The sequence below is a fragment of the Winogradskyella wichelsiae genome (genome assembly GCF_013403925.1).
GTDB classification, from domain to species: Bacteria; Bacteroidota; Bacteroidia; order Flavobacteriales; family Flavobacteriaceae; genus Winogradskyella; species Winogradskyella wichelsiae.
Genome location: NZ_JABFDJ010000007.1, coordinates 1 through 13,291 on the forward strand (window position 1 = coordinate 1; position 13,291 = coordinate 13,291).

Genomic DNA, 13,291 nt, shown 5'->3' on the forward strand with positions numbered 1-13,291 from the left:
TTGAGCGAGAGACCAGGTTCGAACTGGCGACATTCAGCTTGGAAGGCTGACGCTCTACCAACTGAGCTACTCTCGCAGTATTGGTAAGCGGTGGCAAATATAAGACTATTTTATAAAAAATCCCTAATTTTTAGCTCTAGAATTTTAAAGTGATTAAATGTTTATTGTATTAGAAGATTAATCTTTTAATTCTAAGATAATTACAAAAATTGAATAATGCTGCTTGTTTAGCACAATTTATAATTCAAGGTAAAGACTAAGTGATTTATTTGCCTATTTAAGTATTGTTACTCTTTAAGGCTTAAAAAGGAAGAAGTAATTTGTAAACGTATAATAATCCTCCCCTTTATAAATAAAGGGGAGGTGTGTTTTTTATTTTTTTGACTCTGCAACAGAAACCTTACGGAATTCTTTTAAAAGTTTTTCTAATGCTAAAGATGATTTTCTAGCTCTAGTTCCAGCAGCTTTGTTACCACTTTCTACTTGTAAATTTGCATCAGTTTGAAATGATTCAATTGTGCTTTGGATGTTTTCGATTAATTCTTTCATATGTTCTTTGTTAAAATTTTAATTTGAAAAGGCGAAAATATAATTATTCCGTTGAATAACATATAAACAGGGGTTAAAATATATCTAAAAATTCATTTTGAATAACTGATGCTTCTAGGAATTAAAGATGTTTTAGCATGTTTATTTAATTCTATTTTTTTTAGTCTGTTTATTTACAGTCTTATAGGCTATTTATATAATCTGTTTAAGATCAATAATGATAAATAATATAGATATCTAAATTAAAAGCCCTAGCAGAGAATCTGTAAGGGCTTTTGCTATTATATATAAATATTTAGCTTTAATAAAAATAGAAAACAAACTATTTTTTACTTTTTTCAGATTGATTTTTAGTGCTAAACTTCCACACTAAAGCAACCAAAGCGATTGCTGGTATAACCAACCATGCCCATTCTCCCATAAAAGAGTCATGAGAATGATGATCAGATCCTGGGTGAGCTAATAAAATTTGCGAACTTATTACGAATAATAAAATTGAAAATACTTTTTTCATTGTTTAGAGTTTTATGAGTTAATATTGAGTTTGTTTATGATTTGAAAAGGCGTTTTGCCTGTTTCTTTAGCTAATCTTTGTATATCATCAAATTCAGGCTTTATCTTAATGTGTTGATTAGGTGTGGTAGTTTCTTTAACTGTAACCTCACCTAAATTGGTTTGTTGTTTATGCTGTGATCTAGGAAGTTCTATTCGATCTATAGGGAAATGTCTAAGACCAATTGTACTTGTATTATCAAATAGGTAATTAGATACATTTTTTAATTGATCTTTTGGGAGAATCACACTTAGTAAAAAACCAAATCTACCTTTTTTCATCAGTTGTTGTGTAATGCTAAAATCAAGAGCTCCTGAAGCTAATAAACCATTTTGAAAATCATTCCCAAGGTATTCTGGAGACATATCATCTATGGAAGTTTCTAGTTGAATGTGAGTGTCTTTTTCAACTTTCTCTTTAATTAAAGAAATACGGACTACGTTGGCGTTATGAAAATTCTTTTTACCAGGACCATAAGCCGTTTTTATTGGTGTGTAGGCTTTACTTTTAAAATCGGGATTAAGATATCTTAAAATAGCTGCACCTGTTGGTGTAATCTTCTCACCTTCTTCATTACCTGGATAAATAGGCATACCTTGAAGTAATTCTGCCGTAGCAGGTGCAGGAACTGGTAGCATACCGTGTTGTGTTTTTACAATTCCAAAACCAGTACAAACTGGTGTACAATAGACCTTCGAAATATTAAGTTTATCAATTAAAACTGCATTTCCAACAATATCTATAATAGAATCAACCCCACTTATTTCATGAAAATGAATGGTTTCTAATGGCATATTGTGAATTTTAGACTCGGCTTTTCCTATCATTAAGAAAATTTCGTGTGCTATTTTCTTTGCATTAGTACTGATATGCGCGTTATCTATTATTTTTTGAATATCACTTAAATGTCTATGTGCTCCATGATGGTGATCGTGAGAATGATCATGTGGATGCTCATCGTCATCATGGCTGTGCGAATGATCATGACTATGTGAATGATTATGAGAGTGTCCATGATCGTCATGTTCATGGCTATGAGCTGTGTCTCCTTTAACATTTAAATCTAAGACTTCAACATACTTACATGTAATCCCATTTTTATCGGCCTCTTGGATTTCTATTTTACCATCAGGTAAATGTAAATCTTTAGGTAAATTTAGTAATTGGTCGTAATCACCGAGCAATTCACTAAAAGCACTCAAAAACATGTTCCCTGAGAGTCCCGAAAAAGCTTCTATATATATTGTTTTCATTTTTCTATTAGTTTTAGCATTCTAAAAGCACTCATGGCGGCTCCATAACCATTATCTATATTTACTACTGTAATTCCGTTGGCACAGCTAGCAAGCATAGCACGTAATGCCGTCTCTCCATCTTTTGCTGTTCCATAACCTACAGAAGTTGGTACAGCAATAATAGGTTGGGGGAGAAGTCCTCCAACAACGGTTGGTAATGCACCTTCAAAACCTGCGACGATAATTAAAATATCAAATGTTTTTAAGATTTCTAATTTATCTAACAAGCGGTGTAAACCTGCAACGCCTACATCATGAATTATACGAGATTTAATTCCCATATATTCTAAAGTATAAAAGGCTTCATTGGCAACACCAATATCTGAACTTCCTGCGGAAACAATTCCTATTTTAGCAGATGTGTCTTTTGATATTTCTATGTGAGAAAGCATAAAAATTTCAGATTCCTCATCATAAAAGGCTGTTTTAAATGTTTTTAATAACACTTTTGCTTTTTTAGCTTGCAGCTTTGTTACGAGTACGTTTTTATTTTTTTCAACATAATCTTTCAATAAATCAGAAAGTAATGCCACGCTTTTTGAGGCTCCGAAGATGACTTCTTCAAAACCTAAACGGCGTTTTCTGTCTTCATCTATGATAAAGGCTTTATCCATTTAATACTCTATTTAATTTACCAGAAACAAATCCTTCTTCATCTATTGTGACTTTAGAGAAACCTAAGGCTTTTATTTCTTTAGTGATTTGGTTAAATTGACTTTTTAGTGCTTCTAATTCTGATACAGGAACTTCTATGGAAGCTTCTTCTCCTTTATATCTGACTCTAACATTATTGAAGCCAAATCTGTTTAAAACATATTCGGCATGCTCAATTTGTTTCAGTCTTTCATTATTTACAGCAGTTCCATAAGGAATTCTAGAACTTAGACACGGACTTGGTGGCTTAAAAGCGGTTTCTAAACCTAAGGAGTTGGCCATTTCTATAACTTCTGCTTTTGTAATATTAAGTTCGGCTAAAGGAGACTTTATTTGGTGATTTTTAGCGGCTTCTAAACCGGGACGATAATCTCCTAAGTCATCTAAATTAGTGCCGTTTAAAATGGTGTATTCAGGATAGCGTTCCTGAATAATATCTACCATAGCTTCGTAAAGATGCGTTTTACAGAAAAAACAACGATTTGTCGGATTTGCTGTATAATTAGGATCTTCTAATTCGGTTGTTTTTATAACTTCTAAGTTTATATTATGCGACTTACAAAAGTCAGTTGCAACTTTAAAATCCTCAGATTTTAGACTTTCTGAATTAGAGATTAACCCAATAGCAGCATCACCAAGCACTAATTTTGAAACATACAAGACAAGGGAAGAATCTACACCTCCTGAAAATGCTGTAACAGTTCCTTTATGGTCTTTAAACCATTGTTTTAGCAATGCTAATTTTGACATATATTAATTTTTTATTTTACTGAATGGTTAAATGATTAAGCTTTATTACCGTTTTCATCAACAGTATAAACTTTAAAACCATCTACATTTGATTGGTCTATCTCAAAAGTAAAAGGCTTATCTTTTAGAACTTGGGGTTGATGTTTAACGGTACCTAAAACGTTTCCATTAGAAACAATTTCGTAATGAGAAATTGGGTTTTCTGCTGCATAAGCGGTTTGCCATGTTATTTTGGTTGTTCCGTTAACGGTTTCTTGCTTAAGGTCTCTAGGCCCTGTCATGTCTATTCTATCAAGCTGAAAGAAATTTGTTCGTTCTCCTGCTGCCTTTGCTGTTTTTGCCTCTATTTCAAGTCTTCTTTCTTTTGACATTGCATCTGGTTTTACTTGAGATGCATAATAATTTTGAGTTAACTGACATTTAAGAGGATCTTCATCTATTTGACCAATTCCTATAATTAAGGTATCTACACCAGGTGTGGTTAATACGTATTCTATAAGCTCGCTACTTGGTAAATCTGTAGAACCTACTTTACGATAAATTTGATCTGGATCTCTAGAGAATCCAGGCACTTCTTTATACATGGTTCCTGCTCCAAATACTTTCATTCCGATAACTCCCAAACCTTTAGCCTTGGCAAGTGGAATTACATTGTGTTTCATATTAAAATATAAGTGATCATTCGAGTTAATTGATACTAATAAAGCATCTAGTAATCCATATTTATCACGTTGCATAAAATCAATCATGGCTTCAGGATTGTTATGTCCTGAAAAACCAATATGCTTCAATAATTTTTCGTTTTTAGGATTTGTTCCGGTAAGATTGGTGCCATCTCTAAAATCTTTTAACACCACTAAAGCTCCAAAGTTTTCATCGGGTTTAATTGGTGTTTCAATACCTTTGTATAATATATCGTTCTCTTCAATAGCTTGTAAAGCATGAACCATAACGATATCTACGTATGAGCCTTCTGGATAGTTTCCTTTTCCATCACCAAAAAGCTGAGTCATGGTTCTTCTTATATCATCTGCAGCTGTTTGCACATCTTCACCATTAGACTTGTTTCTTACATTTTCAACTTCTTTCCATCCTGGTTTTCCCCATCGCATCAATGTTTTACTTGTAATGGTAATAGATTCTCTGAGCTTTTTATCGTAATTCGGTTTCCCCGGAATTAGGTTCATTTTTTCGAAAGCAGAGTGATAGTGCATTTGGCTTAGATCGTAAACATTTGAAGTATCAAAATAATTAATACCCAAATCAAAAGCTTTGGTAATAATTTGAACGGGATCAACATCATCTGGTGTCCATTGTATAGATGCTTGACCTCCTAATCCTAACGTAGTTACTTTATTTTTTATACGACCAAAAGGTCTCATCATAGGTGCTGGTGCTTTATCAGAGAAACTAGTTCCTAAAGGTAAAAACATTGCTCCAGCAGCAGCCATACTTGATAGTCTTATAAAATCGCGTCTTGAAACTGGGTACTTACTTTTCATGTGTTTAGGTTTTCGATGAGGTTCTAAGATAACAATACTTAAAGTGAACACGGATCAATTAAAACCTATTAAGTTTTTTTTAACATGATGTTTAGAGTAAAGGTTAATTCTATAAATATTTGGGTTAATATTGTAGATGTAAAGTGTTTTGAGTCGTGCTATATCGTTTAAGCATTAAGATTGTTTTAAGATTGTTTTAAGAGTGTTTTTTTCTGGTTTTATAGATGTTTGTTTTTGTTATTTAATTTTTAATTAGATCACTTTGAAATAAAACTTGTTCTTATCAGTTTAAATATTGAATCTAACAATAGGTGGGCTGAGATATTGAAATAATTGAAAACCTAGATTTAAAATTCGGATTTCTATTAGTGATACTGTATATTCACGCCCTTAATAATAAATTGAAGTTTTAAGATTATTTTCTAAATGTATTTTTTAGAATAAAAAGCCTTAAATAAATTGCTTTTAAAAAAATAAAATAAATGGATTTTACTAACCCTTTAGTATACGGAGTGCCGTGTTTTTTAGGTCTTATTGCTTTAGAACTTACTTATAGTAAGGTTTTAGATGATAAAAAAAACCTTTATAATTGGAAAGATTTAACTTCTAGTGTATTACTTGGTTTAGGTTCTGCAGTACTAGCTGCATTAATAAAAACACTTTCTATTATAGCAGTTTTTCATTTTGTAGATGAATTATTTAACCCGATAGTAAATGGAGTTAGAACTAATATTTTTGGATATGAATCGTTTGGTTATGCTTGGTATATCTGGCTATTATGTATGTTACTAGATGATTTTAGTTATTATTGGTTTCATAGACAAAATCATATGGTTCGATTTTTCTGGGCAGCACACATTGTACATCATTCTTCTGATAATTTTAATTTAGGAACTGCTGTTCGTAATGGTTGGTTTACTCTTTTTTATAAGCCTTTCTTTTATGTTTGGATTGTAATGATTGGTTTTCCTCCTGAAATGCTTGTTGTTTGTTTGGGGATTGAAGCTTTATGGCAATTTCAATTGCATACACAATATATAAAGAAGATGGGCTTTATAGAGAAAATTCTAAATACCCATACAATGCACCAAGTTCATCATGCTCGTAATTTAGAGTATATGGATAAAAATCACGGTGGATTTCTAAATATTTTTGACCGTATTTTTGGTACATGGAAAGAACTAGATGAATCTATTGATATTGAGTATGGTGTTTCTACACCACCAGATTCTTATAATGTATTTGTTATTTTAACACATGAATACAAGAACATTTGGAACGATATGAAGAAATCAAAAAACTGGTATCATAAGTTTAAATATATATTTGGACCTCCAGGCTGGAGCCATGATGGGAGCTCACTTACCGTTAGGCAAATGAGGCGTCAAATAGCAGATGAAGCTAAAAAAGGAAACGTACAAAGCGCCTAAATTGATTTTATAACTTTATTGATAGAAGTAGAGTACCTACAATCCATAATGTAGCGGATAAGATACCCCCAATAATTAGAAAGTGCTTAAATTTATAAGCTCCAGTTCCGTAAATAAGTGTATTGGTTTGATAGCCTACAGGTGTGAAAAAGCTAAAATTAGAACCAAACATTACGGCAAGTAAAAAAGCCTTAATATCTAAATTTAATCCGCTTGCTACTGCAATAGCAATGGGAGCCATGATTATTGCAGTGGCATTATTAGATATAACTCCGGATAAGAGTATTGTAATTCCGAAAAGTAAGCCTAGAACTATTGTTGGGTTCTGATTACTCATTAACGTTAATAAATGCTCTGATAGCCAAATGTCTGCTCCGCTATTAGTCATAGCAGTTCCAAGAGGAATCATGCCAGCGAGTAAGAATATAATTTGCCAATTTACTTTTTGATAAACACTCTCAAGTTTAATAATATTAGTTAAAAGCATAATAGCAACACCTAGCAAAGAAGCTGTTAATATCGTAACTACACTCGTCGCTGCTAATGCAATAACACCAAGCAATATTAATAAAGCTATAGCTGTTTTAGACTTAGCAATATTGGGCTTAAATTCATGTTCATTTAATATAGCAATATTTTCAATATTATAAAGATCAGAAATCTTATGTTCTTGCATCTCTAATAGAACACGATCACCAGGTTTTAGATTGATGTCTTCAATGTTTTTTCGTAATAAACGCTCTTTTGTGTTTCTTAAATTTCTTCGCTTTTTAATGGCAATAGGGAATGCACCTTCAAAAGAAATTCTTCTTAAACCTTTTAATGTTTTACCAATTAAGTTAGAGCCAGGTAGAATAAGAGTTTCAATGTAAGTTACATCATTTTCAACAGTGTCATTATCTATTCTATTAACGTTTTCTAATTGTTGCTTTTGTCGTTTTTCATTCAATACAAATCCATTTTTTTTAAGAATAGATTGAAAGTTTTCTAAATTACTCATCAACACCAAATTATCTTTAGCTTTTAATTTGATGTATTTTCCAGGGTCATTAATTACCTGATGATGTCTAATGAGTTTTAGGATTTTAGAATCTTCTTGATTTAGAAATTCAATATCACCAAATTTCTCTCCAATTAATGGGGAGTCTTTAGTTACCTTTATTGTAAAAACATAAGAATCAATATTATAATCTGTGGTTAGGTTATTCTTTTTCTTCTTTGGCAGAAAGCGAGAAGCGATCGTCATGATGACGAGCCCGACAGCTAGAAATATAAGACCATACCATGAAAATTCGAAAAAACTAAAAGATTCAACTCCTTGTTTTTTTGCAATAGCATTTACAATAAGGTTAGTTGATGTACCCATAAGTGTGCAACTACCACCTAGAATTCCAGCAAAAGATATTGGCATTAATAATCGAGAAGAAGAAAATCCATATTTTTCGGATAGTCTTGTAATTATTTTAATAAAAATAATAACTACAGCCGTAGTGCTAATAAAGGCCGATATACTCGCAGAAATAATCATAAACGCTGGCGTCAATAGAATAAGAGGTAATATCTTTAATTTTTTAATACCATCGGAAAGTAATTGAATGACTCCGTTTTCCTCGAGCCCAACAGCAAGTATCATTAAAGCTAAGACAGTAACTGTTGCAGGGTTAGCAAAGCCGCTAATAGCTTCTTCAGGTGTTGTTAATTGAAGCAACACCAAAGCAACTATTATAAAAAAAGCAATTTTATCTACAGGAAAAAACTCCGTGACAAATAAGATGATACTTATACCGATAATAATAAAGACTAAGATTATTGATAGCTCCATAGGTTTTAATGCTAGAATTTAAATTTAGTGACAGAAGAAGTAGAAGAGGTGCTCATTAAGATATTTGATTACTTTGATTACAAACCAAAAATCTTTAGGTGATTTTCTTTTTTAGATTAGTTTAAGCTGTATATGAGTTAATGAAGCTCAGTTCAATTATGGACCTTTGTGTTTTCAATCTAACATGATCTAAAATTTCGCGATTTCTTATGATTAAATTAAGCTACAACCACCGATTAATTAAAACAATAGCTTTCATTGTTCTGTCAATTTTTACAATATCTACAATTCAATCACAGGCATATACCAAACAAGAATTGCAAGATTCTATAGCTACACAACCTTATTTCTCAATACACAAGGATAATTTTTTTGTTACTGGTGTACCGACAAATAAGACCATAAATAGTACAACAGCAAATGCTAAATATCAAATTAGTTTTAAACAGATATTAACTCGAAGTAGATTACCATTAGATACTTATTTATATATGACATATACCCAAAAAGCATTTTGGAATATTTATGAAGAATCTTTCCCTTTTAACGACATAAATTTTAATCCATCGATTGCTTTAGGTAAAGTTTTTTATGATAAAGAAGAGCGTTTAAAAGGTATTGGAACTTTATCTTTTGAGCATGAATCTAATGGAAGAGATAGTCTTGCATCTCGAAGTTGGAATCGTATAAGTTTAGAATACATTACTGGTATTTCTAAAAATACAGTAGCAAGTTTTAAAGCATGGTTACCATTTTCTCACAAAGAAGGGAATCCAGACCTTTTAGAGTATGTCGGTTTAGGCGAGATTAATGTATCTCATACTTACCAACCAGATAAATTAATTTTTGATTTAAGATTGCGTAAAGGGTTAAATTTTGAAGCTAAAGGCTCCGTTAGAGCAAGGGTTTATTATAATCCTTTTGGAAACAATATTTCTAATCAATACTTAATGTTAGAATGGTATGTTGGGCAAGCAGAAGGGTTGTTAAATTACGAACAATCACAAAGTATGATTAGGGTTGGTTATGTGATTAGAACTAATGAATTTAAGTGGTTTAACGGTAAAAGTAAAAAGACTATAAATTAATTTCCTTTAATACGTTTCCATAAATCTGACATTAACTTTTTACCATCGCGCTGTGTTTTTTCTTGTTCAATAAAGTCAACATTTCCTGAGGCATCTACATCAATTAAGTATTTAAACACAAAGTTTTGAGATTTAGGTTCCATACTTAATACTCCAAAACGCAAATCGTTATAATATAATTTGTTATTAGATCTAGTAATAGTGTACCAGCCTTCAGATATCGCTATCATTTGTTTTACCTTTTTATTATGAATAAGATCTCCTAGTAATTCATGATTTTTAGGATACGTTTCAAAGGTGATCGGTTGTGTGTCTAAAAACGAATATGTGCCTAATAAATAAGTGTTTTCAGTTTCTACATTGGCATTCCATAGAATAGTATTTAGAGCAGATGGTCTCGTATCTATTTGCTTATAATTTATATTTTTAACTAGGAGCTCGTCTTCAAATTGTGTTAGGGCTAAATCTTTTAGAATAAATGTGAATGCTAAATAAGTTGTACTTAAGGTAAGACCGATTCCGTTGTATAAACGTCTTTTTTCTGAAGTTCGCTTTTGAAACATAGTCAGAATTAAAAATATTAAAAAAGGTAGTGTGTACAAGGGATCAATTACAAAAATGGTTTTGAAGGCTAATCTTAAATCTAATGGCCAAAAGAATTGAGTTCCCCACGTTGTATGAGCATCCAGCATTGGGTGTGTTATTAATGCCCAAAAGAATAACCAAGACCAACCTTTAAAGTTTTTGTATTTTTCATAACGTGAGATGATCCAACCAAAAATTGGAGCAAAAATTACAGAAAACAAAATAGAATGTGTAAATCCACGATGAATAGCCAAAGCAGAAACGGTATCTGTAAAGTGAGAAGCAAAAACATCTAAATCTGGAATTGTACCTGCAATAGCTCCATATAAAATAGCCTTATTACCTACTTTTTTTCCTAAAAGAACTTCGCCAATTGCGGCACCTAAAACTATTTGTGTGAGTGAATCCATAATATAACACGAAGATAATGTTTAGTATTAAGTTATACTAAAAAGTCATACAATAGGAAGGAGCAGACTAGATTATGAGTTTTAGTTAAGTCATATGCTTTAATATTTTGATTAAAATTTTAATAGGGAAAGAAGTAGCAATAGAAGCGTTTAAACCTATATTTAGAAAGAAGGGAAATCTTAGATACTATTTGTTTAGCTTAAAATTTGTTATTTCGATGGCTGCTGCTAGTGGTACTGATCATAATTATGAGTTAAACCGAAACTGAGAGCTTAATGTATAAATACTATCAATCTCTTAAAATTCCTCTTAACTTTTTGAAAATTATGTTTAAGTAAAAATTCTAATTAAATCTTTGAGTATATTAGAATTACCTTTTGTCATTATCATTAGACCAAGCTTCGTAGTTCTCATATTGTTCCTCATCTAGAATATTTTTTAAAATTTTAGATTCAGTTTCAATTCTGTGGTCCGCTGACAGTTTTTTGTAAGGGTCATCCATTTCAGAATCCCACCACTTTTGTAATTCTGTTTCATAACGCTCTTGCTGAGCATCACTCATTTCAAACCTAGAGTATAATTGCATTTGCCTTTCGGGATCATTAAGATTCCAATTTTCATTAATACTATCAGTTTTTGATTCATAAGTATAAGTGTCTTCTTCAAAATTACCATCTTCTTCGTAATTTTGAGTGTCAGTTAGTTCTTTATTCATTGGGTTTCTTGTGTTTATTTCTTTTTTTGAAGATTCATTTTTACAAGAAAAAGAGACTGCTAGTAATACCATGGCTAAGAATTTGTAATTCGTTTTCATTAAGATCAATTTTAAAATTCAATATAAAAATAATAGTATTAATTTTATTACTTAGCTCAAAACATCTAGATATTAACTCTTAAAAATATTTTCACCTGCTACATAGTAAACTTATTTATTCTTTATTTTAGGTATTAGCCGTTTAGTGGTGATACCATGGAGTACAATCGATAATAAAATAATAAAGGCGACTATAGAAAAAACAGGATTTATATCATTAAAATCACCATATTTAATAGCGTAGGTTAGATAGAATACAGAGCCAATGCCTCGAATACCAAAAAAGGAAATAGCCCATTTCTCTTTAGAGCCTAGTCCTGATTTATAGAGACTAATGTACCCCATTAATGGTCGCGCAACGAGGACTAAGAAAATACAGAATAATAGAGTAAGAATTGAATTGAAGTTTAATATACCGCCAATTATGGAACCTCCGAAGAAAATCATCCAAAAAATAATAAGAAACTTCTCCACATTAGTAATAAAACCTAAGCTTGGCTCACTTTCTGTCGTTTCGTTATTGGTGTGCTGATGATAATGAGCAAATAACCCTGCTAAGAAAACACTTAAAAATCCATAACCATCCAAGATTTCTGCTAGACCGTAAGAAATTAAAGTTAACGAAATCGCTACAAAAGCTTGGTGGATTTTTAGTATATTATATTGTGCCAATTTTTTAGTAAAATAACTATATGAAAACCCTATTACTATGCCAACAAGGACACCAACGATGATTTTGAAAAACATATAATACCATATCCACTCTTTCCATTCGTTAATCCCTAAGTTTTCATTTTTAGACCACAAAATAGCCAAAAAGACAAATGGAAATGCTAAGCCATCATTTAATCCTGCTTCAGCCGTAAGATTATATTGTATACCTACGTTTTTAGTGGCTACAGTTTGTTTTTTGTTAAGCTGTATTTCTGAAGCTAATGCAGGATCGGTAGGTGCTAAAATGGCTGCTAATAATAATGCTACTGGCCCATTAAAATTTAAGAGGTAATAAGAAATTAAAAATACAATGAGCATAAATAAGGGCATGGTAATACAAAGGAGCCTCAAAGGGTTTCTCCATTCTTTCCACGAATAGTTGAGTCCAATTTTTAAGCCAGCAACCATTAAGCTAATAATAACAACTAATTCTGAAAACTTTAAAGTCATATCAATATCCCAAACAGGATCTGGCCAAGGTAATGGTGTTTCTAAAAAAAACAAAAATCCTCCTAAAAACAATAAGGGAATTGTAAAACTAATTCTGAATTTTTTTAATAATATTGGTAGAAAACTAGCAAAAAGCGATGTGATTCCAACAATGAGCAGTATCGTGTAATAGGATTTCATAACTTATATCTTAAAAGGTAAGTAGTAGGTTATTAAAAGATTGCGAAAACATTGAATGTAAGCGCTAAAGTCATTGTTTTTCTTCTTTAATATTAATTCATAACAATTTATTTATAACTTATTTAAATTATCTAATCTGTTGATAATTATTTTAGTAACAGTTAAAGTGAATTAAAGTTTTTTTGTAACTAAGAAATAAAAAAACATAAGATGCAATAATGGAAGCTCTAAATTATTTTAGTAGCAAGGTGCAATATCAATTAATGGATGACCATAAACCTTATATAGAGTTGTAGAAGTAACCTTTATGAGCAGTTCAGAAGAAAGATTTAGAACTGCTACAGAAAAGAAAAAGAAGCCTTTTATAGCATCATTTGTTTTAAAATATTTAAATAATAAAGAATGTGAAGTGATGACTGTCTCATCACATACAGATTATTGTTAGGGTTAGGCATTCTTAAATAGTATCAGAAACCATCTAACTAACAAGAATT

Annotated in this window: 13 protein-coding genes and 1 tRNA gene; 3 read left to right on the forward strand and 11 right to left on the reverse strand. The window is 31.3% G+C overall.

Going from position 1 to position 13,291, the window contains the following annotated elements; genetic code table 11:
- Nucleotides 1-3: 3 nt before the first annotated feature.
- The 7 genes from HM985_RS13775 to HM985_RS13805 all read right to left on the reverse strand — a co-directional run bounded on the left by HM985_RS13775 (nt 4) and on the right by HM985_RS13805 (nt 5,303).
- Nucleotides 4-76 (reverse strand) — tRNA-Gly (locus HM985_RS13775).
- A gap of 296 nt (nt 77-372) precedes the next feature.
- Nucleotides 373-549: a histone H1 gene (locus HM985_RS13780; protein ID WP_179376813.1), complete on the reverse strand. Its 177-nt coding sequence runs from the start codon at nt 547-549 to the stop codon at nt 373-375.
- A gap of 322 nt (nt 550-871) precedes the next feature.
- Nucleotides 872-1,063 (reverse strand): hypothetical protein, encoded by a 192-nt coding sequence (locus HM985_RS13785; protein ID WP_179376814.1) that lies wholly within the window; start codon nt 1,061-1,063, stop codon nt 872-874.
- A gap of 11 nt (nt 1,064-1,074) precedes the next feature.
- On the reverse strand, nt 1,075-2,355 hold the full coding sequence (gene larC / locus HM985_RS13790) for a nickel pincer cofactor biosynthesis protein LarC (protein ID WP_179376815.1): 1,281 nt from the start codon (nt 2,353-2,355) through the stop codon (nt 1,075-1,077).
- A complete protein-coding gene (larB, locus tag HM985_RS13795; RefSeq protein WP_179376816.1) occupies nt 2,352-3,011 on the reverse strand; it encodes a nickel pincer cofactor biosynthesis protein LarB in 660 nt (219 codons plus the stop codon). The genes larC and larB overlap by 4 nt, the downstream gene beginning before the upstream one ends.
- Entirely contained in the window at nt 3,004-3,801 is a 798-nt protein-coding gene (gene larE, locus HM985_RS13800; RefSeq protein ID WP_179376817.1) for an ATP-dependent sacrificial sulfur transferase LarE, read from the reverse strand. The genes larB and larE overlap by 8 nt, the downstream gene beginning before the upstream one ends.
- A 35-nt stretch (nt 3,802-3,836) precedes the next feature.
- Entirely contained in the window at nt 3,837-5,303 is a 1,467-nt protein-coding gene (locus tag HM985_RS13805; protein ID WP_179376818.1) for an aldo/keto reductase, read from the reverse strand.
- Nucleotides 5,304-5,785: 482 nt separating this feature from the next.
- Between HM985_RS13805 and HM985_RS13810 the strand changes: the two genes are divergently transcribed.
- The gene (locus tag HM985_RS13810) at nt 5,786-6,733 is read left to right on the forward strand and encodes a sterol desaturase family protein (RefSeq protein WP_179376819.1); all 948 of its coding nucleotides are present in this window, start codon (nt 5,786-5,788) and stop codon (nt 6,731-6,733) included.
- Between the two features lie 7 nt (nt 6,734-6,740).
- Here HM985_RS13810 and HM985_RS13815 read toward each other — a convergent pair whose 3' ends face one another.
- Complete coding sequence (locus HM985_RS13815; protein ID WP_179376820.1) at nt 6,741-8,555, reverse strand: SLC13 family permease; 1,815 nt, start codon at nt 8,553-8,555, stop codon at nt 6,741-6,743.
- Nucleotides 8,556-8,764: 209 nt separating this feature from the next.
- Here HM985_RS13815 and HM985_RS13820 point away from each other — a divergent pair, with 209 nt between their 5' ends.
- Nucleotides 8,765-9,643, forward strand: coding sequence for a phospholipase A (locus tag HM985_RS13820; RefSeq protein ID WP_179376821.1), 879 nt, complete (start codon nt 8,765-8,767; stop codon nt 9,641-9,643).
- Here the strand turns inward: HM985_RS13820 and HM985_RS13825 are convergent.
- The 3 genes from HM985_RS13825 to HM985_RS13835 form a co-directional block, all read right to left on the reverse strand.
- Nucleotides 9,640-10,638 (reverse strand): metal-dependent hydrolase, encoded by a 999-nt coding sequence (locus HM985_RS13825; RefSeq protein WP_179376822.1) that lies wholly within the window; start codon nt 10,636-10,638, stop codon nt 9,640-9,642. The genes HM985_RS13820 and HM985_RS13825 overlap by 4 nt on opposite strands.
- 371 nt (nt 10,639-11,009) lie before the next feature.
- The gene (locus HM985_RS13830) at nt 11,010-11,453 is read right to left on the reverse strand and encodes a hypothetical protein (RefSeq protein ID WP_179376823.1); all 444 of its coding nucleotides are present in this window, start codon (nt 11,451-11,453) and stop codon (nt 11,010-11,012) included.
- Between the two features lie 111 nt (nt 11,454-11,564).
- Nucleotides 11,565-12,797 carry a cation:proton antiporter gene (locus tag HM985_RS13835; protein ID WP_179376824.1) on the reverse strand — a complete coding sequence of 411 codons (1,233 nt, stop codon included), beginning with the start codon at nt 12,795-12,797 and terminating at the stop codon, nt 11,565-11,567.
- 307 nt (nt 12,798-13,104) lie between these two features.
- On the opposite strand from HM985_RS13835, the gene HM985_RS13840 reads away from it, so the two are divergent.
- Nucleotides 13,105-13,242 (forward strand): hypothetical protein, encoded by a 138-nt coding sequence (locus HM985_RS13840; RefSeq protein WP_179376825.1) that lies wholly within the window; start codon nt 13,105-13,107, stop codon nt 13,240-13,242.
- The last annotated feature ends 49 nt before the right edge of the window (nt 13,243-13,291 follow it).

Excerpts from the sequence above, each read along its gene's own strand:
- larE (WP_179376817.1), bottom strand. The coding sequence starts at position 3,801 with ATGTCAAAATTAGCATTGCTAAAACAATGGTTTAAAGACCATAAAGGA.
- HM985_RS13810 (WP_179376819.1), top strand. The coding sequence starts at position 5,786 with ATGGATTTTACTAACCCTTTAGTATACGGAGTGCCGTGTTTTTTAGGT.
- larB (WP_179376816.1), bottom strand. The coding sequence starts at position 3,011 with ATGGATAAAGCCTTTATCATAGATGAAGACAGAAAACGCCGTTTAGGT.
- HM985_RS13785 (WP_179376814.1), bottom strand. The coding sequence starts at position 1,063 with ATGAAAAAAGTATTTTCAATTTTATTATTCGTAATAAGTTCGCAAATT.
- HM985_RS13830 (WP_179376823.1), bottom strand. The coding sequence starts at position 11,453 with ATGAAAACGAATTACAAATTCTTAGCCATGGTATTACTAGCAGTCTCT.
- larC (WP_179376815.1), bottom strand. The coding sequence starts at position 2,355 with ATGAAAACAATATATATAGAAGCTTTTTCGGGACTCTCAGGGAACATG.
- HM985_RS13780 (WP_179376813.1), bottom strand. The coding sequence starts at position 549 with ATGAAAGAATTAATCGAAAACATCCAAAGCACAATTGAATCATTTCAA.
- HM985_RS13825 (WP_179376822.1), bottom strand. The coding sequence starts at position 10,638 with ATGGATTCACTCACACAAATAGTTTTAGGTGCCGCAATTGGCGAAGTT.
- HM985_RS13835 (WP_179376824.1), bottom strand. The coding sequence starts at position 12,797 with ATGAAATCCTATTACACGATACTGCTCATTGTTGGAATCACATCGCTT.
- HM985_RS13820 (WP_179376821.1), top strand. The coding sequence starts at position 8,765 with ATGATTAAATTAAGCTACAACCACCGATTAATTAAAACAATAGCTTTC.
- HM985_RS13815 (WP_179376820.1), bottom strand. The coding sequence starts at position 8,555 with ATGGAGCTATCAATAATCTTAGTCTTTATTATTATCGGTATAAGTATC.
- HM985_RS13840 (WP_179376825.1), top strand. The coding sequence starts at position 13,105 with ATGAGCAGTTCAGAAGAAAGATTTAGAACTGCTACAGAAAAGAAAAAG.
- HM985_RS13805 (WP_179376818.1), bottom strand. The coding sequence starts at position 5,303 with ATGAAAAGTAAGTACCCAGTTTCAAGACGCGATTTTATAAGACTATCA.